At 65.5% G+C, this 20386-nt stretch carries 21 protein-coding genes; 11 read left to right on the forward strand and 10 right to left on the reverse strand.

Going from position 1 to position 20386, the window contains the following annotated elements:
* Window positions 1–159: 159 nt before the first annotated feature.
* The gene (locus tag METRZ18153_RS0112045; RefSeq protein WP_081629101.1) at window positions 160–1638 is read right to left on the reverse strand and encodes a DUF294 nucleotidyltransferase-like domain-containing protein; all 1479 of its coding nucleotides are present in this window, start codon (window positions 1636–1638) and stop codon (window positions 160–162) included.
* Window positions 1639–1695: 57 nt separating this feature from the next.
* Window positions 1696–3666, reverse strand: coding sequence for an acetate--CoA ligase (gene acs / locus METRZ18153_RS0112050; RefSeq protein WP_029143723.1), 1971 nt, complete (start codon window positions 3664–3666; stop codon window positions 1696–1698).
* 218 nt (window positions 3667–3884) lie between these two features.
* Here acs and METRZ18153_RS0112055 point away from each other — a divergent pair, with 218 nt between their 5' ends.
* From METRZ18153_RS0112055 to METRZ18153_RS0112075, 5 genes are all read left to right on the forward strand, one after another.
* Entirely contained in the window at window positions 3885–4409 is a 525-nt protein-coding gene (locus METRZ18153_RS0112055; protein WP_029143724.1) for a TIGR00645 family protein, read from the forward strand.
* 52 nt (window positions 4410–4461) lie between these two features.
* Window positions 4462–5997 carry a fumarate hydratase gene (locus tag METRZ18153_RS0112060; RefSeq protein ID WP_020164969.1) on the forward strand — a complete coding sequence of 512 codons (1536 nt, stop codon included), beginning with the start codon at window positions 4462–4464 and terminating at the stop codon, window positions 5995–5997.
* Between the two features lie 189 nt (window positions 5998–6186).
* Window positions 6187–7380 (forward strand): cation:proton antiporter, encoded by a 1194-nt coding sequence (locus METRZ18153_RS0112065; RefSeq protein ID WP_020164970.1) that lies wholly within the window; start codon window positions 6187–6189, stop codon window positions 7378–7380.
* Window positions 7380–8498 carry a YbdK family carboxylate-amine ligase gene (locus METRZ18153_RS0112070; protein WP_019917933.1) on the forward strand — a complete coding sequence of 373 codons (1119 nt, stop codon included), beginning with the start codon at window positions 7380–7382 and terminating at the stop codon, window positions 8496–8498. The genes METRZ18153_RS0112065 and METRZ18153_RS0112070 overlap by 1 nt, the downstream gene beginning before the upstream one ends.
* A gap of 5 nt (window positions 8499–8503) precedes the next feature.
* Window positions 8504–8983, forward strand: coding sequence for a DUF456 domain-containing protein (locus tag METRZ18153_RS0112075; RefSeq protein ID WP_020164971.1), 480 nt, complete (start codon window positions 8504–8506; stop codon window positions 8981–8983).
* Window positions 8984–8991: 8 nt separating this feature from the next.
* On the opposite strand, the gene METRZ18153_RS0112080 is transcribed toward METRZ18153_RS0112075, so the two are convergent.
* From METRZ18153_RS0112080 to METRZ18153_RS0112110, 7 genes are all read right to left on the reverse strand, one after another.
* Complete coding sequence (locus METRZ18153_RS0112080) at window positions 8992–9714, reverse strand: hypothetical protein (RefSeq protein ID WP_020164972.1); 723 nt, start codon at window positions 9712–9714, stop codon at window positions 8992–8994.
* Window positions 9715–9718: 4 nt separating this feature from the next.
* Window positions 9719–10105: a type II secretion system protein gene (locus tag METRZ18153_RS0112085; RefSeq protein WP_020164973.1), complete on the reverse strand. Its 387-nt coding sequence runs from the start codon at window positions 10103–10105 to the stop codon at window positions 9719–9721.
* On the reverse strand, window positions 10105–10590 hold the full coding sequence (locus METRZ18153_RS0112090) for a type II secretion system protein (RefSeq protein WP_020164974.1): 486 nt from the start codon (window positions 10588–10590) through the stop codon (window positions 10105–10107). Before METRZ18153_RS0112090 ends, METRZ18153_RS0112085 begins: the two co-directional genes overlap by 1 nt.
* Window positions 10591–10751: 161 nt before the next feature.
* A complete protein-coding gene (locus METRZ18153_RS0112095) occupies window positions 10752–10994 on the reverse strand; it encodes a hypothetical protein (protein WP_020164975.1) in 243 nt (80 codons plus the stop codon).
* Between the two features lie 114 nt (window positions 10995–11108).
* Window positions 11109–12125: a UDP-glucose 4-epimerase GalE gene (galE, locus tag METRZ18153_RS0112100; protein WP_020164976.1), complete on the reverse strand. Its 1017-nt coding sequence runs from the start codon at window positions 12123–12125 to the stop codon at window positions 11109–11111.
* An 87-nt stretch (window positions 12126–12212) separates the two neighbouring features.
* Complete coding sequence (locus tag METRZ18153_RS0112105) at window positions 12213–12692, reverse strand: FKBP-type peptidyl-prolyl cis-trans isomerase (RefSeq protein WP_019917925.1); 480 nt, start codon at window positions 12690–12692, stop codon at window positions 12213–12215.
* Window positions 12658–13173 (reverse strand): peroxiredoxin, encoded by a 516-nt coding sequence (locus tag METRZ18153_RS0112110; protein ID WP_019917924.1) that lies wholly within the window; start codon window positions 13171–13173, stop codon window positions 12658–12660. Before METRZ18153_RS0112110 ends, METRZ18153_RS0112105 begins: the two co-directional genes overlap by 35 nt.
* A gap of 415 nt (window positions 13174–13588) precedes the next feature.
* On the opposite strand from METRZ18153_RS0112110, the gene METRZ18153_RS0112115 reads away from it, so the two are divergent.
* The 6 genes from METRZ18153_RS0112115 to METRZ18153_RS0112140 all read left to right on the forward strand — a co-directional run bounded on the left by METRZ18153_RS0112115 (window position 13589) and on the right by METRZ18153_RS0112140 (window position 18459).
* Window positions 13589–14083 carry an FxDxF family PEP-CTERM protein gene (locus METRZ18153_RS0112115; RefSeq protein WP_019917923.1) on the forward strand — a complete coding sequence of 165 codons (495 nt, stop codon included), beginning with the start codon at window positions 13589–13591 and terminating at the stop codon, window positions 14081–14083.
* A gap of 344 nt (window positions 14084–14427) precedes the next feature.
* Window positions 14428–15036 (forward strand): transcriptional repressor LexA, encoded by a 609-nt coding sequence (gene lexA / locus METRZ18153_RS0112120; RefSeq protein ID WP_029143725.1) that lies wholly within the window; start codon window positions 14428–14430, stop codon window positions 15034–15036.
* Between the two features lie 4 nt (window positions 15037–15040).
* Window positions 15041–15727, forward strand: a complete 687-nt coding sequence (gene imuA / locus METRZ18153_RS0112125; protein ID WP_020164977.1) for a translesion DNA synthesis-associated protein ImuA — start codon at window positions 15041–15043, stop codon at window positions 15725–15727.
* Window positions 15728–15756: 29 nt separating this feature from the next.
* A complete protein-coding gene (locus METRZ18153_RS0112130) occupies window positions 15757–17211 on the forward strand; it encodes a Y-family DNA polymerase (RefSeq protein WP_020164978.1) in 1455 nt (484 codons plus the stop codon).
* A gap of 44 nt (window positions 17212–17255) precedes the next feature.
* The gene (locus METRZ18153_RS0112135) at window positions 17256–17738 is read left to right on the forward strand and encodes an MOSC domain-containing protein (RefSeq protein WP_020164979.1); all 483 of its coding nucleotides are present in this window, start codon (window positions 17256–17258) and stop codon (window positions 17736–17738) included.
* 58 nt (window positions 17739–17796) lie between these two features.
* A complete protein-coding gene (locus tag METRZ18153_RS0112140) occupies window positions 17797–18459 on the forward strand; it encodes a FecR family protein (RefSeq protein ID WP_020164980.1) in 663 nt (220 codons plus the stop codon).
* A 14-nt stretch (window positions 18460–18473) separates the two neighbouring features.
* On the opposite strand, the gene tfpB is transcribed toward METRZ18153_RS0112140, so the two are convergent.
* Window positions 18474–20264: a type IV pilus assembly ATPase TfpB gene (gene tfpB, locus METRZ18153_RS0112145; RefSeq protein WP_020164981.1), complete on the reverse strand. Its 1791-nt coding sequence runs from the start codon at window positions 20262–20264 to the stop codon at window positions 18474–18476.
* Window positions 20265–20386 lie beyond the last annotated feature (122 nt).

Genomic DNA, 20386 nt, shown 5'->3' on the forward strand with positions numbered 1-20386 from the left:
TGTGGCGTCATGTCGGCGAAGTCATCGCGACGCCTTGTATTCGTCATGCAAGCGCAGCGGCGAATCGCCGCGACACAAACACCCATGACGTGACGCACATGATGCAGTCCAATCTTACTGCCCGCTTACACCGCCTCGATATGGCGGTGCAGCATGCGTTCAGGGCAGCTGCCAGTCGATGCGTATGCGGTCGAGCAGGCGCTGCGCCTGGACCATAGCCTGCTTCAGTACCACCCGGTCGAGCGCATTGAGCAGTCGTGGATCGATGCGGTTTGCCGTCGCCAGAATGTTTGTCGTCTCGCCCTGGCGCTGCAGCCTCAGCTGCTGGATGACGAAGAAGGCGCGAATCATCGCCTCGACGTCGTCGCCGGCCAGCCCGCCCTGGCGCGCAAGCGCCCGCAGGCGCGCACTGGTCGAGCGGGCCGCGACGCCGTCGCGCAGGGCCAGCAGCCGAGCGCAGTCGGCGAAGATGCGCGCGCCGCCTGCCTTCAGATCCAGCGTGTGCGGTGCGTCGCGCACGTCATCGACGCGCAGGCGTCCCAACAGGCCCAGCGGTACGCGTGCGCGCAAGGCGTTCTGTGCCATCAGGCGCAGGAAGCGGGAGCCGGCAGAAGCCTGTGTCACCTGCTCCGTCAGCAGCGCGTCGGCCAGTGCGACGTCACCGTGCAGCGCCCGCAGATCGAAGAAGATGTTGGCCGCCAGCAGCGCCTCGGGCTGCGGTTCGGCGATCCAGTCGACGAAGGCCTTGCGCCATTCGTCGAGCGACAGGCAGCAGCGCGGCTGACCGGCCATCACCCCGCCCTCGCACAGCGGAAAGCCGAGTTGCGCCAGCGCGCGGTTGATGTCGCCGGCAATACGCAGCAGCGCCGGTCGTACGCTGGCGGCGGTCAGGCCAAGCGGCGCCTCGAACACCAGTCCATTGTCCTGATCGGTGCAGAAGGTCTGTTCCATCCGCCCTTCCGAGCCGAAGGCCAGCCAGCACCAGCGCACGCGGTCGAACACCGCACCGTCAGGGTGAGTGGCGCGCACGAGGTCGATGGCGCGTGCGGTCAGCGCGTCGTTCAGCGCGGACAGGTGCAGCGTCAGCGCCTCGGCCGAACTGCCGTCCTGCAACTGGGCAACACCGAAGCGGCGCACCGCAAGCGCGGCGTCGGCCAGCGCGTCCAGGTCGCCCGCAGAATGAATGCGACCGGCGAGCGAGCGGATGTCGCTGCGCAGCCTCGCGTAAAGATCGTTCTGCGCAATCACGCCGAGCAGCCGCTGGTCGTGATCGACCACGGCGATGTGGCGTACGTCGTGGCGGGCCATCAGCCGCGCCGCGTCCTCGCCGCTGCAGTCGGCGTCGAGTACGTGCAGCGGGCTGCTCATCACCCGCGCCACCGGGGTATCGAGCGACAGGCCGGGCAGCAGCACACGCCCCGGCAGATCGGGCAACGTCAGGATGCCGACCGCGCGGCCGGCCTCCGTCACCAGCACCGAACCGACACGCTCGTCGTTCATGCGCGTCAGCGCTTCGCGCAGTGATGCATCCGCGGACACGCAGACGGCTGCGCGGCGGATCAGGCGATGCAGGGGAAGATGGAGATCCGGCCCGCCATGCGGCGGGCCGGAGATCGGTGTGGCGTCAGCTGAGCTCATCGGCACCACACCGGAACAGGCAGAGCCGCGGCGCGGAAGACGCGCCGCGGGCCCCGATCAGAGGGTTTGCGCCAGCTGGTCGAGGATGGCCGGGTTTTCCAGCGTCGAGGTGTCCTGCGTGATCTGCTCGCCCTTGGCGATCGAGCGCAGCAGGCGGCGCATGATCTTGCCCGAGCGGGTCTTCGGCAGGTTGTCACCGAAACGCAGATCCTTCGGCTTGGCGATCGGACCGATCTCCTTGCCCACCCAGTTGCGCAGCTCGTTGGCGATCTGCTTGGCTTCGTCGCCGGTCGGGCGCGAACGCTTCAGCACCACGAAGGCGCAGATGGCCTCGCCGGTCAGATCGTCCGGACGGCCCACCACAGCGGCTTCTGCCACCAGCGGATGCGCCACCAGCGCCGACTCGATTTCCATCGTGCCCATGCGGTGGCCCGACACGTTAAGCACATCGTCGATACGGCCGGTGATGGTGAAGTAACCGGTCTTCGCGTCGCGGATCGCACCGTCGCCCGCCAGGTAGTAACGACCCTGGAAGTCGGCCGGGTAGTAGCTCTTCACGAAGCGGTCCGGATCGCCGTAGATGGTGCGGATCATCGACGGCCACGGCTTCTTGACGACCAGGATGCCGCCCTGACCCCAGGGCACGTCATTGCCGGTTTCGTCGACGATGGCGGCCTGGATGCCCGGGAAGGGCAGCGTGCACGAACCCGGCACCATCGGCGTGGCACCCGGCAGCGGCGTGATCATGTGGCCGCCGGTTTCGGTCTGCCAGAAGGTATCGACGATGGGGCAACGGCTGCCGCCGACGTTCTGGTAGTACCACTCCCAGGCTGCCGGGTTGATCGGCTCGCCGACCGAACCAAGGATGCGCAGCGACGACAGGTCGTAGCTCTTCGGGTGCACAGCGTCGTTCGCATCGGCCGCCTTGATCAGCGAGCGGATGGCGGTCGGCGCGGTGTAGAACACGGTCACCTTGTGGTCCTGGATCATCTTCCAGAAGCGGCCGGCGTCCGGGTAGGTCGGCACGCCTTCAAACACGATTTCGGTCGAACCGCAGGCCAACGGGCCGTAGGTGATGTAGGTGTGGCCGGTGACCCAGCCGATGTCGGCGGTACACCAGAAGACATCGGAGGGCTTGATGTCGAAGGTCCACTTCATCGTCAGGATGGCGTGCAGCAGGTAGCCGCCGGACGAATGCTGGACACCCTTCGGCTTGCCGGTCGAACCCGAGGTGTAGAGCAGGAACAGCGGGTGTTCCGCCTCGACCCATTCCGGTTCGCAGGTGTCGGCCTGACCTTCGAGTGCCTCGTGCAGCCACACGTCGCGACCGGCAACCATGTTGCAGGCGCCACCGGTGCGCTTGTACACGATGACGGTCTTGCAGGACTCGCAGCCGCCCATGCCGAAGGCTTCATCGACGATGGGCTTGAGCGGGATGTTCTTGCCGCCGCGGCACTGTTCGTCGGCGGTGATCAGCATGACGGCGCCGGCGTCGCTGATGCGGTCGCGCAGCGACTGGGCGGAGAAACCGCCGAACACCACCGAGTGGGTGGCGCCGATGCGGGCGCAGGCCTGCATCGCGACGATGCCTTCGATCGACATCGGCAGGTAGATGACGACGCGGTCACCCTTCTTGACGCCCTTCGAACGCAGTGCGTTGGCCAGGCGGCTGACGCGCACCAGCAGGTCGCTGTAGCTGACGCGGGTGACGGTACCGTCGTCCGCTTCGAAGATGATCGCGGTCTTGTCGCCGAGACCGGCCTGGATGTTGCGATCCAGGCAGTTGTAGGACACGTTCAGCTTGCCGTCTTCGAACCACTTGAAGAACGGGCGATTGTCTTCATTCAGGGTACGCGTGAACGGCGTCTGCCAAGTCACATGCTCGCGAGCCAGACGAGCCCAGTACCCCTCATAGTCGCGTTCCGCCTCGGCGCACAGAGCCTTGTAGGCATCCATGCCGGACACGGCGGCATTGCTCACCATGTCTTGCGAGGGCTGGTACACGCGAACTTCCGTAGCTTCAGACATACAACCTCCTCCGTCATCTCAAATCTGCAAGCAGGCGGATGGAAACCGCCGTGCAACGTACGGCCTTGTGGGCCGCCGACAGGCGCAGAACTACGCGCTCGTTTTTCTTCCATCGATTACAGCCTTTGCGGCTTACAGACCGCTTACGCTCGCGGACCGAAGCTGCAAGAACCGGATGGTAATATCGGCGCCGTCTTTTGTCTTATATTCGACTGCGCATGACTAATCTTGGACGTGTTCTAAAAAGCTGCATCTTTGCCAGTCGCTGGCTGCAAGCCCCGCTCTACTTCGGACTGATCGTCGCCCAGGCGGTGTATGTCTATCTGTTCATGGTCGAGCTGTCGCACCTGATCCACAAGATCGGCAACCTGACCGAAACCGACATCATGCTCATCGTTCTGGGCCTGATCGACGTGGTGATGATCGCCAACCTGCTCATCATGGTCATCGTCGGTGGCTACGAAACCTTCGTGTCGCGACTGAACCTGGAGGATCATCCGGATCAGCCGGAATGGCTGTCGCACGTCAACGCCGGCGTGCTGAAGGTGAAGCTGGCCACCGCCCTGATCGGCATTTCGGCCATCCACCTGCTGAAAACCTTCATCAACGCCGGCCAGCTCGACGACCGCATCGTGCTGTGGCAGGTGGTGATCCACATGGTGTTCGTCGTGTCGGCCATGGCCATGGCCTACACCGACAAGCTGATGACGCAGACGCTGGTGCTCAACAAGACGCACCACTGAGCGCAGCCCGGGCCGCCACGAGCGGCCCCCTTCAATACCCGAGGACCTTTCCATGAGCCAGCCCATCCGCCAGGACGACTTCATCCAGTCCATCGCCGACGCCTTCCAGTTCATTTCCTGTTATCACCCGCTCGACTTCATCCAGGCGCTGGGTGCGGCCTACGAGCGGGAACAGTCGCCTGCGGCACGCGACGCGATCGCGCAGATCCTGACCAACTCGCGCATGTGCGCGGAAGGCAAGCGCCCGATCTGCCAGGACACGGGTATCGCCGTGGTCTTCCTGAAGGTGGGCATGAACGTGCGCTGGGACGCCACGATGAGCGTCACCGACATGGTCAACGAAGGCGTGCGCCGCGCCTACATGCACCCGGACAACACGCTGCGCGCGTCGGTGCTGCTCGACCCGGCCGGCGCCCGCAAGAACTCGAAGGACAACACGCCGGCGGTCATCCACTACGAAATCGTGCCGGGTGACCACGTCGAAGTGATCTGCGCGGCCAAGGGCGGCGGCTCGGAGAACAAGTCCAAGATGGTCATGCTGAACCCGTCCGATTCCATCGTGGACTGGGTGCTGAAGACGGTGCCGACCATGGGCGCCGGCTGGTGCCCGCCGGGCATGCTGGGCATCGGCATCGGCGGCACGCCGGAAAAGGCCATGCTGCTGGCCAAGGAATCGCTGATGGAGCCGGTGAACATCCAGATCGTCGCCGACAAGGCGGCGCGTGGCGAAAAGCTCACGCGCATCGAGGAACTGCGGCTGGAACTGATGGAGAAGGTGAACGCGCTGGGCATCGGCGCCCAGGGCCTGGGCGGCCTGTCCACCGTGCTCGACGTGAAGATCCTCGACTACCCGACGCACGCCGCCTCGCTGCCGGTGGCGATGATTCCGAACTGCGCGGCGACCCGTCACGTGCACTTCCACCTCGACGGCTCCGGCCCGGCCAAGCTCGAACCGCCGCGCCTCGAAGACTGGCCGGCGGTGACCTGGCAGGCCGATACCAAGACCTCGAAGCGGGTCGATCTGAACACGCTCACGCCGGAAGAAGTGGCCTCGTGGAAGCCTGGCCAGACACTGCTGCTGAACGGCCGGATGCTCACCGGCCGCGACGCCGCACACAAGCGCATCGCCGACATGCTGGCCAAGGGCGAAAAGCTGCCGGTCGATTTCACCAACCGTGTCATCTACTACGTCGGTCCGGTCGATCCGGTGCGCGACGAAGTGGTCGGCCCGGCCGGCCCCACCACCGCCACCCGCATGGACAAGTTCACCGAAATGATGCTGGCGCAGACCGGCCTCATCTCGATGGTGGGCAAGTCCGAGCGCGGCCCGGCGGCGATCGAGGCCATCCGCAAGCACAAGAGTGCCTACCTGATGGCGGTCGGCGGTGCCGCCTACCTGGTGTCGAAAGCGATCAAGGCGGCCAAGGTGGTCGGCTTCGAGGATCTCGGCATGGAAGCGATCTACGAATTCGACGTAGTCGACATGCCGGTCACCGTCGCCGTCGACTCCGGCGGCACCTCGGTGCACGAGACCGGTCCGAAGGAATGGCAGGCGAAGATCGGGAAGATTCCTGTCGCCACAGCGTGATAGTCTCCAGCGCTACCTGAAGCCGGCACCGCCGGCCCGACACGCGGACCGGCGCCAGCCGGTCCGCGCAGCAACAGCAGAGACCGCCTGAAAGCGGTCCGTATTCCCCGCAGAAAAATCCGCCGTCGTGCCGCACAGGCACGGCTTCTGTCTTCCCGCGCGCAGTGCGTGCAGAACGGAGGCGACGCGATGATCTTCGAAGCAGGTCGCATATTCACCTTGGTCGGCTGGCCGGCCGTTCTTCTGCTCGCCTGGCTGGCCGGCGAGATCTTCCATCGCGGGCTGGCGATACCGCGCGTCTGCGTCTATTCGCTCGCCGGCATCGTCTACAGCGCCTGGGGCGGCGCGCCGCACGACGCCGAAACCCGGGCAGCCATGTCCTTCCTGGCCAATTTCTCGCTCGCGCTGTTCCTGTTCGAGCTGGGTCACCGCATCAATCTGCGCTGGCTGGTGACCAATTACTGGCTCACGCTGACCGGGATTGCCGAATCGCTGCTCACCTTCGTCGTGGTGCGCGCCATCGCCATTGCGATGGGCCAGCCACCGGACATCGCGATGGTGCTCGGCGCACTGTCGGTGGCCACCTCGCCTGCAGCTCTGGTACGCGTCGTGAACGATCTGCGCGGCTCCGGCCAGGTAACCGAACGGGCGCTGCATCTGTGCGCCATCAACTGCCTGCTGTCGGTGCTGCTGATGAAGGGTGCGATCGGCTACTGGCAATTGCTGGCGTCCGGCAGCGTGGTCAGCGCGGTGTGGAACAGCGCCGCCATCCTCGCCGTGTCGGTCGGCTGCGGCATCCTGGTCGGCGTGCCACTGCCCTGGCTGCTGCGCCGGCTGCGCGCCGACGAACGCGGTGTCACCATCGTATTCGCGCTGGCGGTGATGCTGGTCACCCTGCTCACCCAGGGCGTCAACGTGTCGCCCTTGCTGGCCGCGCTGACGCTGGGCGTGCTGATGCGGCGCAAGCGGCTGGTGCTGACGCCGGCGCAGCGCAACTTCGGGGTGCTGGGCGAACTGCTGACGCTGTTCCTGTTCGTGTTCGTTGCCGGCATGGCGACCTGGCCGACCACCGCTGCCGGACTGGCGCTGGCCGTGCTGCTGTCGCTCGGCCGCATCGCAGCGAAGATGAGCGCGACCGCCGCCTTTGCCCATGTAAGCGGAACCAGCACACGCAAGGGCGCGCTGACCGGGCTGGCGCTCGCACCACTGTCGACCTTCGCGCTGCTGCTGCTCGAATACAGTCGCACCGCCGGCTTCGGACTCGCCGACAGCGCGCTGTCGGCCATCGCCGGCATGGTGATCGTGATGGAATTCGTCGGGCCGGTGTTCGCCCAGTGGGCGCTGGTGCTGGCCGGCGAAGCACAGAGGACGGAGGACGCCTGATGCCGCTCGAAACCTTCCACGCCTCGTCGGCGCTCAGCATGGGCGTCGAACTCGAACTGCAGCTGGTCGGCGAACACGACCGCGACCTCGCGTCGGCGGCGGCCGACCTGCTGGAATTGGCGCAGCGTCAGACCTTTCCCGGCGACATCAAGCCGGAAATGACCGACAGCATGATAGAGGTGGCGACCGGCATCCATGACAGCCACGCCACGCTGCTTGCACAATTGCGCCTGATGCGCGATGCGCTGGTCAAGGATGCGACGCGGCTCAATGTATCGCTGTGCGGCGGTGGCACCCACCCGTTCCAGCAGTGGTCGGAACGGCGCATCTTCTCGGCACCACGCTTCCAGCAGCTGTCCGGCCTCTACGGTTATCTGGCCAAGCAGTTCACGGTGTTCGGTCAGCACGTGCATATCGGCATGCCGGATCCGGACAGCGCACTGCGCGTGCTGCACGCGCTCGGACGCTATGTGCCGCACTTCATCGCACTGTCCGCGTCGTCGCCGTTCTCACAGGGCAGCGACACGCTGTTCGATTCCGCTCGGCTGAATTCGGTATTCGCCTTCCCGCTCAGCGGCCGCGCGCCCTTCGTGCTCGAATGGTCGCGCTTCGAGCGCGACTACTTCGCACGGATGGAGGACACCGGCATCGTGCGCAGCATGAAGGATTTCTACTGGGACATCCGGCCCAAGCCCGAGTACGGCACGATAGAGCTGCGCGTCTGCGATACGCCGCTCGGCGTCGATCGGGCAGCACAGATCGCGGTTTACCTGCAGGCACTGTGCCGGCTTATCCTGTCCGGCGAGGATCCGGAGCCGGTGGAGGACGACTATCTCGTGTACACCTACAACCGCTTCCAGGCCTGCCGCTTCGGTCTCGACGGGCTGATCGTGCATCCGCGCAGCCACGCCGCGCTGCCGCTGCGCGACGACATCGCCGCCACGCTCGAACGGCTGGCACCGCACGCCGATGCACTGCGTTCGTCGGACGCACTGGACGCGCTGCATCGCATGGTCCGCGGCGGCGGTAACGACGCCACGCGACTGCGCGCGGTGCACGCCCGCACGCGCAACCTGCTGGCGGTGGTCGACGACGCGGTCGCCGCCTTCGCCCAATGAGCGGCATGGACATCCTGCTGTGGGCGATCGCGGCACTGCTGGTGCTGATCGGACTGGCCGGCGTCGTGCTGCCCGCCCTGCCCGGCATTCCGCTGATGTTCGGCGGCTTCCTGATGATGGCCTGGCTGGACGACTTCACCCACATCGGCAGCGTCACACTGTCGCTGCTGGGCGCACTCACCGTGCTCGCCTGGCTGATCGATTTCGCGTCGGGCGTGATCGGTGCTCAGCGAGTGGGCGCCAGCACGCTGGCGCTGGTCGGCGCAGCAATCGGCACCGTGCTCGGTCTGTTCGCCGGCCTGATCGGCCTGCTGTTCGCACCGTTGGCAGGCGCGGCGATCGGCGAATTCATCGCGCGACGCGACGCACTGCAAGCCGCACGCGTCGGCGTGGCGACCTGGCTCGGCATGCTGATCGCCGCCGTCGCCAAGGTGGCCATCGCCTTCATGATGCTGGGCATCGCACTGGCCGCCTGGCTGATCTGACAGCCGCTTCAGCGCTTGCCGGTGTATTGCTCCTGCAGCGATCCCGCCGAACCGTCGGGTTGCGGAACATCACCGCCCTCGCCGACCACGACCGGAGTACTGCCCGCCGCCGATCCGGGCGCAGACGGCGACGAACCCGGTGTGTCCTGCTGCGCAGGCGTGTCGGCAACCGGCACGAACAGCCAGTCGGCATGACGCAGATCGCCCGCCGGACGGGCAGCGGACGGCGCCGTCGGACCGAGCTGTCCGGGCACGGCCTGCGGCTGACCCGGGATGGGCGCGGACGGCTGCGCGAGCGGCGTCTTGAGGCTGGTCGCCACTTTGTCGCCGGTCGCATCGACCCAGCGCGGCAGCACGTGGATGCGCGCCACCTTTTCCGATCGGCTGTGTACTGCGCGGATCTGCCCCTGCGACATGACCAGTCCCCAGTCACGGTTGTTGGTCATCGGGTCGACATAGATCTTGCGCAGATGACGCATCGGCACCTGATGCCGCTTGTCTTCGAGCAGATCCTCCAGCCGTGCCGGAAAGGTTTTCGGCTCGGCCGGGGACGCGTCGTAGTAGCGCTGCAGCGCCCGCGAGAACTCACCGCCGATGAACAGCAGTTCGCGTTCGCGTTCGGTCTGCGACAGCGTGGTCCACATCAGCGCGCTGCCGGCTGCAGCAATGCCCAGCGCGGCAACTGCGAACAGCAGCAGCAGATAGGAAAAGCCGCGCTGGTCCGCCCGCATCGCGTCAGAGGTCGGAATAGGCGACGCCGTCGCGCGACGTGCCTTCGGCACCGCTCTTCAGATCGGCCACACCGCTCTCGGTCGCCGAATCGCGCGGCGGCACGACGATCCAGGTTTCGCTGCTGTCGGTAACCGGGTCAAAGGGCAGCTTGCGCAGGTACTGCTTGTCGACCAGGTCCTGCAGGCTCTGCGGCCAGGCACCACGATCGCCGCGGAACTTGTCGATCGCATCGCGGGTGACCGCCAGCGTCTGCTTCAGCGTCGCCTCCTTCGAGCGGTCGAGATGTTCGAAGTAGCGCGGTGCGGCAATGGTCAGCAGCACAGCGATGATGGCCATGACCACCAGCAGCTCGATCAGCGTGAAACCGCGTTTGCGGACGAAAGTGAACATCACCAGTTCCGGTACGGAATGCCGTTCAGGCCGGTGCGGCCGGACAGCGAATAGACATCGAACACATCGGCGCCGGGTACCGGCTCGTCCGGCGGGCTGGCGTAGCTGCGCAGGCCCCAGGTCTGTTCGGGCGGCGTCGATGTATCGGGGTGGAAGGGGTCGCGCGGCAGCCGGCGCAGGAAGTAGATCTTCACGTCGTTCGGCTGCTTGACGTCGCGCACGCCATTGACGAGCACGTCGAGGCTGGGCGGGTAGCCGCTCGCACCGACCTTCTTCTCGATGCGCCCCTCGTCCCAGGCCTTCTTGTAATCGTCGAGCGCGGTGCGGATCTGCCGCAGCGAGGTGCGCAGTTCGGCCTCGTTCGCGCGCACGCGCGCCAGTTCCATCATGGGCATGGCCATGGTGGCGAGAACGCCGACGATGGCGATCACCACCATCAGCTCGATCAGCGTGAAACCGCGGGAAAGACTCGTATGACGCAGCATGTGCTGCAGGTTAACACAGCACCATCACGGCACCGTGACAGCAGACTCCGGGTTCTGCCGGCGCCGGATCCGGTCCCACTCGTGCAGCCGGTGCGCCGCACTGCGAGGCGCAGCTCGCGGTTCAGCCCCGGCTGAGGTGATGCGAGCGTCACAGACGGCTTCTAACTCAGATGGCTGCGCCAGGGCTGAGGCCCCTCGTGTTCGCGCAGCCACACGTAACGCTGCGAACGCCATTCGCGCAAGGCATTGAGTGCGGTGTCGAAGTCGGCATAGGGCAGCTGATAAAGCAGTTGCAGGTCGAATGGCGCATCGTGCTCGAGCGCGTCGAGCAACTGCCGGAAGATGGATGCGCTGTTTCCGCTGTCCGCGGCGTGCGCCTTTTCAAACACGACTTGCAGGTGCATGGGCAATCTCCCGGGCTGGTTCCGACCGACGGCGAGCTGCTGATTTAGCACGAAGCGGCGGTCGTCATCTATCGCGGCGCGCCGAGACTTTCTGCCCTCCGCCCGCGACGCGCGTCAGGCATAGCCCTGCGGGTTGCTGCGCTGCCAGTTCCACGCATCGGCGCACATCTGCGCGAGGTCGCGCCGCGCAACCCAGCCCAGAAGCCGGTTTGCGTGTGCCGGGTCGGCGTAGCACTGGGCGATGTCCCCCGGCCGCCGATCGACGATACGGTACGGCACGGCGCGTCCGCTCGCCTGCTCGAAGGCGCGCACGACCTCAAGCACGCTGTAGCCACGACCGGTACCCAGATTCACCGTCAGCAGACCGGCATGCTCTGCAAGGTAGTCGATGGCGCGCACGTGACCTTGAGCGAGGTCAAGCACGTGGATGTAGTCGCGCACGCCGGTGCCGTCCGGCGTCGGCCAGTCACCGCCGAATACGCGCAACTCGGCCAGCTTGCCGACCGCCACCTGGCTGACGAAGGGCATCAGATTGTTCGGCAGACCGTTGGGGTCTTCGCCGATCAGGCCGGATTCGTGTGCGCCGACCGGATTGAAATAGCGCAGCAGTGCGATGCGCCAGGACGGATCGGCCACGACGAGGTCCTGCAGCAGGTACTCGACCATCCATTTCGAGCGGCCGTAAGGATTGGTCGGCCCGGTCGGGAAATCCTCGCGGATGGGCACCGACGCCGGATCACCGTAAACCGTGGCCGAGGACGAGAAGGCCAGCGTCTTCACCCCGGCTTCGGCCATCACCTCGCACAGCGCCACCGTGCCGCTGACGTTGTTGTCGTAGTACTCGAGCGGCTTAGCAACCGATTCGCCAACCGCCTTCAGGCCGGCGAAGTGGATCACCGCGTCGATGCCGTGCGCCGCAAACACCGCGCGCATCGCAGCGCGGTCGCGGACATCGGCCTGCACGAAGGCCTGCAGACCCTGCCCGGCGATGCGTTCGACGCGCGTCAGAGATTCGCGCTTGCTGTTGCACAGGTTATCTACAACCACCACCTGGTGGCCCGCAGCCATCAGTTCGATGCAGGTGTGCGAGCCGATATAGCCCGCGCCACCGGTGACCAGCACACGCGACATGGATATTCCCTGACAGGATTTCGATGCAGCGCCCGACAGCGGGCGTAGAACGCCGGGGCCTTCGTCGGCGCCCGGCGGGGGACGACCTCAGTGGTGGTGGCCGTGGTCGCCGTGCACGTGACCGTGCGACAGCTCTTCCGCCGACGCCTGACGCACTGCCGACACCGAGCACGAGAACACCAGGGCGGTGCCAGCCAGCGGGTGATTGCCGTCGATCACAACGCGGTCGTCGGCAATGTCGGTCACGGTGTACAGGCCCTCTTCCTCGCCATCTTCGCTGACGCGCTCGAACTGCATGCCGACTTCGATATTGTCCGGGAAGTTCGCGCGCGATTCGATCTCGACCAGTTCTTCGTCGTACTCGCCGAAGGCATCTTCCGGCTGCAGCTTCACGACCACTTCGTCGCCGACGGTCTTGCCTTCAAGTGCTTCCTCGATCGGCTGGAAAATACCGCCGTAACCGCCGTGCAGATAGGCCAGCGGGGCTTCGCCCGGATCGACCATATTGCCGTCCGGATCCGTCACGCTGTACTTAAGGGTGACGACCGAGTTCTTGCTGATGAGCATTCCTGATTCCTTTCATGTGCAGTGCGCGCACGCGTTCGAGGACTTCCCCGGCGTGCCCGCGCGGATTCACGCCATATTGCGCGTAACGTATGACACCCTTCCGATCGATGATGAATGTCGAGCGGGTCATGCAGAACCGCAGCTTTCCGTCGACCTCGCGCTCGCGCCAGACGCCGTAGCGCCGACTGACCTCGCCATCGATGTCCGACAGCAGCCTGACCGTCAGGCCGTGCTTGTCGCGGAAATCTGCGTGTGTGAAACATTCGTCGCGGCTGACACCGAGCACGGTGCAGTCACAACGCCGGAAATCGTCGTCCAGATCGCTGAACTCGATGGCCTGGGCCGTACAGCCCGGCGTGTCGTCCTTGGCGTAGAAGTAGAGCACCATCAGGTGCTGCCCGAGCTGGTCGCCCAGATTGAACAGTTCCAGATCGGCATCCGGCAGTTCGAACAGCGGAGCGGGTTGTCCTGCATTCAACATGCGCACCTCCCATCCACACGACGCGACCACGAAACATCGCACGCTCTGGAGTCCGGCGGATTCTAGCAGGCAGGCTTGCTGCGCCGTTGTAAAAAAAGCCGTCGCCGCATTGCACAAATGTGGCCCTGACGCACCAAAGAGCATCACACCCCAGCTGAGTCGAACGTCCGTCAACAATCAACTTTATTTAATAAATTCAAATAGTTGAAAATTTTTCTTCAGAAAGAGCAATGACAAACAGAAAGTGGCCTGAGTCTTGCATTCCTGTTTCACCAGAACGCTGAGCTGCTCGCAGTGTGCGGAATGACCCCCTTACTTGTCGTTGCAAATGAGGGCGTCATCCCGGATTGTGGGGGGCTGATGTTCTTGCAAAAATCTGGGTTCCACTTTGTCACTTTTTGTGAAAGGACAGGATATGAAGAAAACCTTGGTCGCAGCTGTTGTATGCGGTCTGTTTGCAGTGGGAAGCGCGAATGCCGCGACGACCAGCTGGGACGACCACGCCACGATCGAAACCGGCATCGCCTCGCTGTCCGGCTCCTTCTCGGAAATTTTCACCTTCACGTTGACCGCACCGACCACCTCGTTGTCCACGCTGGCCGTATCGGCAGAAGCATCGCCGTTCTTCGGTCTGAGCGAGGACAGCATGGTGTGGCTGTACAAGGAAACCGGAGCGGTGGACAAGTTTCTGTCTGCCTACAGCTTTGGCACCCTGTTCACCGCCAACGGCCTGCTCGCCGGCGACTACTACTACAAGGTAACCGGTTCCACGACCGGCAGCCTGGGTGGTGTGCTCGCACTGACCTCGACGACCGCTCCGGTCGCCGTGGTGCCGGAAGCAGACACCTACGCGATGATGCTGGCTGGCTTGGGCATGATCGGCCTGATGGCAAAGCGTCGCATGGGCTGAGCTTCACCTGCCTGAAAACAAAAAAGCACCTTCGGGTGCTTTTTTGTTGCCTGGTCGAAGCCTCCGGACCTGCTGCGCCGCAACACTGTCAATAATATCGACAGCCGGAACCTAGTACTTCGGTATTAGATGCCCCGCCCGAACATCCTGTCATCCGGGCGCCACGGCAAAAATCCATTTCTTTTCATCGCACTGCACAAACCACACGGACCGGCGTTGGCTGGCAGGGTGCACGCGAACAAATACCACCCTGTAACAATTGTCGACAATCGACACCCGGCCTGCTTGCGCCTTTACGAATAACTGTATAAAAATACAGTTCTCGTACAGCAAGCACCTGCCCCATGTCGAACGACAGCCTGACGCCCCGCCAGCAGGAAATCCTGCAACTGATTCGTGACGCCGTCAGCGAACGTGGCAGCCCGCCCACGCGGGCCGAGATCGCGCAGGCCTTCGGCTTCCGTTCGCCGAACGCCGCCGAAAGCCATCTGCGCGCACTGGCACGCAAGGGCGTCATCAGTCTCGACGAAGGCCGCGCACGCGGCATCCGGCTGTCCGAGCCGGCAGGCATTCCACTCATAGGCCGGGTCGCGGCCGGCAATCCCATTCTTGCCGACGCCCACGTGCAGGGACGCTATCAGGTAGACCCGTCGATGTTCTCGCCACGCGCCGACTATCTGTTGCGGGTGCGGGGCTTGAGCATGCGCGACGCTGGAATCCTCGACGGCGACCTGATCGCCGTCCATGCCACCTCCGAAGCACACAACGGCCAGATCATCGTCGCCCGGCTGCACGATGAAGTGACCGTGAAGCGGCTACGCCGCAGTGGCGCACAGGTCGAGCTGCTGCCGGAAAATCCCGAGTTCAGCCCCATCGTCGTCGACACCCGGCGCGACCCGCTGGTGATCGAGGGCGTCATGGTGGGGCTGATCCGCAACGGCAACGCGGTCTGACGCGATGAGCGCCTCCAGCCTGCATACCCTGTTGCACCGTCCGGATGTCTGGCGTGCCAACGACACGGCGGCGGACGCGTGCCCCACCGTGTCCACCGGTCATCCGGCGCTCGACGCCGAACTGCCCGGCGGAGGCTGGCCGATTGGCGACATGAGCGAAGTGCTGACCGACTGCTGCGGGCACGGTGAAGTCTCCCTGCTGCTGCCCATGCTGGCGCAAGCCAGTCTGGCCGATGGCTGGGTGGCCTGGGTGGCGCCGCCTTGGTATCCGAATGTTTCGGCGCTCGCCGCCGCGGGCCTGTGCACGCCTCGCATGCTGATGATTCAGGCGGGTAGTGCCGGCGAGCGTGTCTGGGCGCTGCGTCACGCACTCAACTCGGGTGCGTGCAGCGCAGTCGCCGGCTGGCTCGACCGGGTGGACACGGCCCTGCTGCGCCGGCTGCAGCTGGCGGTGCGTGAAGCCGCGCTGCCGCTGGTGCTGTTCCGCCCCGCCTCCGACGCACATATGGCCTCGCCAGCCGCCTTGCGCCTGCAGGTATCCGGCGCTGCGGAAGGCGAGGTGCGCATCGACATCCTGAAACGACGCGGTCCCCCAGCCAACCGAGCGGTTCACCTCGGCACCCGTCCGGGCCTCCCGGTACGGCGTGCCGACATCGCGCGCCAGCGCCCTGTCCTGGCGCTGGTCGGCTGACAGGCCTGCACCATGGATCTGCGTACAACATGCTCTGGCTGGCACTGGTCTTTCCCGAGTGGCCGCTGCAGGCGCGCTTCCGTGCTCAGGCCCACACACAGCCGCTGGCGGTGGCGGAGAAGCAGCGTGTGGTCGCGCTGGATGCGACAGCGCTGGCTCAGGGCGTGCGCTCCGGCCAGCGGGTGGCCGACGCACTGGCACTAGCGCCCGACCTGCTGATCAGCCCGCGCGACAGCCGGGTGGAAGATGCGGCTCTGAAGGACGCCGCCGGCTGCGCTCTGCATTTCACCCCTCATGTCGCCCTGGCAACCGACGGACTGCTGCTGGAAATCGCCGGCAGCATCCGTCTGTTCGGCGGCCTCGACGGTCTGCTGCGTGCCTTGCGCAGTGCGCTGGCTGCCGCCGGCTTTCATGCACTCAGCGCCTGTGCCCCGACACCGCGTGCTGCACGCTGGCTGGCTCTCGGCACACCCGGGCGAACGATACGCGGCCCAGCAGCCTTGCCGGCAGTGCTGGCCGCATTGCCGCTCGACGTGACCGAAGCTGGCGAGACACGACTGGCCACCTTGCGCGAAGCCGGTCTGCGCAGCGTGGGAGACGCGATGAAGCTGCCGCGCGACGCACTGGCGCTGCGCGATGCACAGGCCCTGCGTCGCCTGATCGATCAGGCGCTCGGGCAGACCGCCGATCCGCGCATGTTCTTCTCGCCGCCTCCGGAAATCGACAGCCGGATCGAACTGCCGGTACCGCGTCACGATGCCGATGTACTGCTGTTCGCCGCCAGTCGGCTGTTCAACAGTGCATGCACCCAGCTGGCCGCGGCACACGCCGGCATCGCCGAGTGCCTGCTCGAACTGCAGCACGAGCATGAAGCACCCACCCGGCTGGAGTTGCGCACCGGTACCCCCACCCACGACGCCCGCCTGCTTGCATCGCTGACGCGCGAGCATCTGGCGCGCATCACCCTGCCGGAAGCGGTCACCGCGCTGAGACTGCGGGCACCCGACTGGATCGAGCAGCCCGGCCGCAGCCGCGACCTGTTCGGCACCCAGGCGCCCTCGCCACAGGACAGGCAGGAAGCCCGCGACGTGCTGGTCGAACGGCTGCGCGCCCGCCTCGGTCGCGATGCGGTCTACAGCCTGTCGGCCAGCGGCGATCATCGTCCGGAACGGGCGCAGCAGCGGGATGAACCGGGTCATGCGCAGCCGGCTGCCGGCAAGCCGCAGCGTCCCCTGTGGCTGCTGCCGGAACCCGAACTGCTGGCCGAACGCGACGGTCAGCCCTGGCGCAACGGGCCGCTGCATTGCCTCGGCCGCGCCGAACGGATCGAGGCCGGCTGGTGGGACGACGCTGGCGACAACGACCATCCGGCCGAAGCACTGCGCGATTACTACATCGCCGTCGGACCACGTCAGGAACGGTTGTGGATCTATCGAGAACACAGGGCACCGCATCGCTGGTATCTGCAGGGACTGTTCGCCTGAAGTAGCATCCGTCCCGACATATTGCGCACGATGAAACGACGACCATGGACATCCTGCAGACACTCACTTCCACCTTCGCACACGCCGGACAGGTCACCTGGATAGGCGTCCGTCCGGCGCGGATGCAGCCGCTGCGCGTCGTCGACACGGTGCAGGCCATCGAATCGCTCGGCCTCGAAGGTGACCGCTACGCCAGCCCGGACGGCAAGCGGCAGGTCACATTGATCCAGGCCGAACACCTGCAGACGGTGGCCGACCTGCTCGGTCTGGGCGAGGTCGATCCCGGCCTGGTCCGGCGCAATATCGTGGTCAGCGGTCTGAATCTGCTGGCACTCAAGGGCAAGCGCTTTCGCGTCGGCGATGCGCTGCTGGAATACACCGGCACCTGCGACCCGTGCTCGCGCATGGAAACCAATCTGGGCAAGGGCGGCTACAACGTGATGCGCGGCCACGGCGGCATCACCGCGCGCGTGCTGCGCAGCGGTCTGATCCGTCAGGGCGATGCGGTGACGCCCGAGAACGAATGAACGGGTCTGTTCTCCTGCCCGCGCGATAATCGCTGCATCAGAAGAAGGAAAAAACGACATGGATCGAAGACGCGTACTGACCACCCTGCTTGCCGGCGGTGCCGCCGCCCCGCTGGCCTTCGACGCACTGGTGCGCGAAGCGCTCGCCCGTGACAGCCGTACCGGCTTGCGCGGCTTCCGTGGCGACGTCAGCGTCAATGGCGCGCCAGCGAACTTTCACATGGAAATCCGTCCAGGCGACACGATACGTACCGGCCCGGGCGCCGAAGCGATCTATGTGCTCGGTCGCGACGCCTTCCTGCAGCGCGGCGAATCGCATGTCGCCTTCGGCAGCGGTGCCGCCGCCGACCTGATGCGGGTGATCACCGGCAAGCTGCTGTCGGTGTTCGATCGCGGCCAGAAACGCATCGCCACGCCGGCAGCGACGATAGGCATACGCGGCACCGGCTGTTACATCGAAGCGGCCGAGGAACGGACCTACTTCTGCCTGTGCTACGGCGAAGCGGAACTGGCGCGCAACAGCGATCCGGACCAGCGTGAAACCGTGCGCACCCGGCACCACGACAAGCCGATGTGGCTCAGCGACAAACCCGGCACCGACATGATGTCGGCCGCCAGCGTCATCAATCACACCGACGCCGAACTGACGCTGCTCGAAGGTCTGGTCGGCCGCAAGCCACCCTTCGCCGGCATCGGCTGGCCGCCATCCACCGGCTATTGATCCACGCTGCCGGCTCAGGCCGGCGGCGCCACCTTCATCACCTCTTCCATCGTCGTCACGCCCTGCGCGATCTTCAGCGCACCGGACACACGCAGCGGGTACATGCCTTCGCGATAGGCCTGGTCGCGCAGCGCGCCGATGTCTGCACCAGCCGACACCAGCGATTTGATTTCCGGCGACATCAGCAGGATTTCGTAGATGCCGATGCGGCCCGAATAGCCGGTCATGCGGCAGTCCAGACAGCCGACAGCCTGCGTGAAACGCTCCGGCCGGGTGGCCTTCCATGGCGCCACCAGATCCTTCCATGCCTGTGGATCGGTGTCCTGCGGGGACGCCGGCTTGCGGCAGTGCGGGCACAGTGTGCGCACCAGCCGCTGCGCCATCACGCCGAGCACGGTCGCGTTCAGCAGATAGCTGGGCACGCCCAGATCGAGCAGACGGGTGATGGCCGACGGCGCATCGTTCGTGTGCAGCGTGGACAGCACGAGGTGACCGGTCAGCGCCGCCTGGATCGCCATTTCGGCGGTTTCCAGATCGCGGATCTCGCCCACCATGATGATGTCCGGGTCCTGCCGCATCAATGAGCGGATGCCGGCCGAAAAGGTGACGCCGATGTCCGCCGACACCTGCACCTGGTTGAAGGCCGGCTCGATCATTTCGATCGGATCTTCCAGCGTGCACACGTTCACCTCGGGCGTGGCGAGGTTCTTCAGCGTCGAGTACAGCGTGGTGGTCTTGCCGGAACCGGTGGGGCCGGTCACCAGCACGATGCCGTTCGGCTGCGTGGTCATCTGCTTCCAGCGCCGCGCGTCCTCGTCGGAAAAACCGAGATCGCGGAAATCGCGCACCAGCACTTCCGGGTCGAACACCCGCATCACCAGCTTTTCGCCGAAGGCGGTGGGCAATGTGGACAGCCGCAGTTCGATCTCCTGGCCGTCGGGTGCGCGCGTCTTGATCCGGCCGTCCTGGGGACGGCGCTTTTCCACCACGTCCATGCGGCCCAGTATCTTGATGCGCGAGGTCATCGCGCCCAGCACCGGCATCGGGATCTGGTAGACCTGATGCAGCACGCCGTCGATACGGAAGCGCACGACACCGAAATCGCGCCGCGGCTCGATGTGGATATCGCTGGCGCGCTGCTCGAAAGCGTATTGCCACAGCCAGTCGACGATGGTGACGATGTGCTGGTCGTTGGCATCGAGCGGCCGGTTGCTGCGCCCCAGTTCGACCAGCTGCTCGAAATTCGAGGCGCCCGCACCGCTGACGTCGCCCCGCTTGGCAGCGCCCTTGACCGACTTGGCCAGGCTGTAGAACTCGACCACGTAGCGGGCGATGTCGTCCGGGTTGGCGATGACGCGCCGGATCGGCCGGCGCAGTATCGGCGCCAGTTCCTTCTCCCACTCGGTCATGAAAGGTTCGGCGGTGGCAATCACCACCTCACGCGCCGACGCCTGCACCGGCAGGATGCGGAAACGGTTGGCGTAGGCGCTCGACACCACCTCGGTCACCGCCGCGAAATCGACCTTCAGCGGATCGATGTGGTAGTAGTCGTGACCGCTCCAGCCGGCCATCCACTCGGTCAGCGCATCGAGATTGAGCACCCGGTGCGGCGGGTGCAGCGATTTCCACTTCTGGCCGGCCAGCACGACCAGCGGATGATCACCGCCGCGCCAGTAGCGGCGGTCGTGCAGGAACACGCGCGCCACCGACTCGCCGAGCAGGCCGTCGGCCACCATGCCCTCCACCAGTTCCTGCAGCGTGACCTTGTGTTCCCGCGTGTCCTTGCCGGACGAAGCCTGTTTCATCAATGTCTCCGTGGATCGGGCCCGCATGCTCTGTGCCCGGCACACGCCGGGGGCGGACACCCCATCCTGTGCTCCCGACTATAGCCGAGCGGGCGCTGCCCGACGGCGGGCCGGCCGCGGCG

Origin of the sequence: Methyloversatilis discipulorum (genome assembly GCF_000385375.1) — a bacterium.
Classification (GTDB): domain Bacteria; phylum Pseudomonadota; class Gammaproteobacteria; order Burkholderiales; family Rhodocyclaceae; genus Methyloversatilis; species Methyloversatilis discipulorum_A.

Bases quoted from the DNA above. Each gene is read 5' to 3' on its own strand.
- METRZ18153_RS0112045 (WP_081629101.1), bottom strand. From the start codon at position 1,638: ATGAGCTCAGCTGACGCCACACCGATCTCCGGCCCGCCGCATGGCGGG.
- acs (WP_029143723.1), bottom strand. From the start codon at position 3,666: ATGTCTGAAGCTACGGAAGTTCGCGTGTACCAGCCCTCGCAAGACATG.
- METRZ18153_RS0112055 (WP_029143724.1), top strand. From the start codon at position 3,885: ATGACTAATCTTGGACGTGTTCTAAAAAGCTGCATCTTTGCCAGTCGC.
- METRZ18153_RS0112060 (WP_020164969.1), top strand. From the start codon at position 4,462: ATGAGCCAGCCCATCCGCCAGGACGACTTCATCCAGTCCATCGCCGAC.
- METRZ18153_RS0112065 (WP_020164970.1), top strand. From the start codon at position 6,187: ATGATCTTCGAAGCAGGTCGCATATTCACCTTGGTCGGCTGGCCGGCC.
- METRZ18153_RS0112070 (WP_019917933.1), top strand. From the start codon at position 7,380: ATGCCGCTCGAAACCTTCCACGCCTCGTCGGCGCTCAGCATGGGCGTC.
- METRZ18153_RS0112075 (WP_020164971.1), top strand. From the start codon at position 8,504: ATGGACATCCTGCTGTGGGCGATCGCGGCACTGCTGGTGCTGATCGGA.
- METRZ18153_RS0112080 (WP_020164972.1), bottom strand. From the start codon at position 9,714: ATGCGGGCGGACCAGCGCGGCTTTTCCTATCTGCTGCTGCTGTTCGCA.
- METRZ18153_RS0112085 (WP_020164973.1), bottom strand. From the start codon at position 10,105: ATGTTCACTTTCGTCCGCAAACGCGGTTTCACGCTGATCGAGCTGCTG.
- METRZ18153_RS0112090 (WP_020164974.1), bottom strand. From the start codon at position 10,590: ATGCTGCGTCATACGAGTCTTTCCCGCGGTTTCACGCTGATCGAGCTG.
- METRZ18153_RS0112095 (WP_020164975.1), bottom strand. From the start codon at position 10,994: ATGCACCTGCAAGTCGTGTTTGAAAAGGCGCACGCCGCGGACAGCGGA.
- galE (WP_020164976.1), bottom strand. From the start codon at position 12,125: ATGTCGCGTGTGCTGGTCACCGGTGGCGCGGGCTATATCGGCTCGCAC.
- METRZ18153_RS0112105 (WP_019917925.1), bottom strand. From the start codon at position 12,692: ATGCTCATCAGCAAGAACTCGGTCGTCACCCTTAAGTACAGCGTGACG.
- METRZ18153_RS0112110 (WP_019917924.1), bottom strand. From the start codon at position 13,173: ATGTTGAATGCAGGACAACCCGCTCCGCTGTTCGAACTGCCGGATGCC.
- METRZ18153_RS0112115 (WP_019917923.1), top strand. From the start codon at position 13,589: ATGAAGAAAACCTTGGTCGCAGCTGTTGTATGCGGTCTGTTTGCAGTG.
- lexA (WP_029143725.1), top strand. From the start codon at position 14,428: ATGTCGAACGACAGCCTGACGCCCCGCCAGCAGGAAATCCTGCAACTG.
- imuA (WP_020164977.1), top strand. From the start codon at position 15,041: ATGAGCGCCTCCAGCCTGCATACCCTGTTGCACCGTCCGGATGTCTGG.
- METRZ18153_RS0112130 (WP_020164978.1), top strand. From the start codon at position 15,757: ATGCTCTGGCTGGCACTGGTCTTTCCCGAGTGGCCGCTGCAGGCGCGC.
- METRZ18153_RS0112135 (WP_020164979.1), top strand. From the start codon at position 17,256: ATGGACATCCTGCAGACACTCACTTCCACCTTCGCACACGCCGGACAG.
- METRZ18153_RS0112140 (WP_020164980.1), top strand. From the start codon at position 17,797: ATGGATCGAAGACGCGTACTGACCACCCTGCTTGCCGGCGGTGCCGCC.
- tfpB (WP_020164981.1), bottom strand. From the start codon at position 20,264: ATGAAACAGGCTTCGTCCGGCAAGGACACGCGGGAACACAAGGTCACG.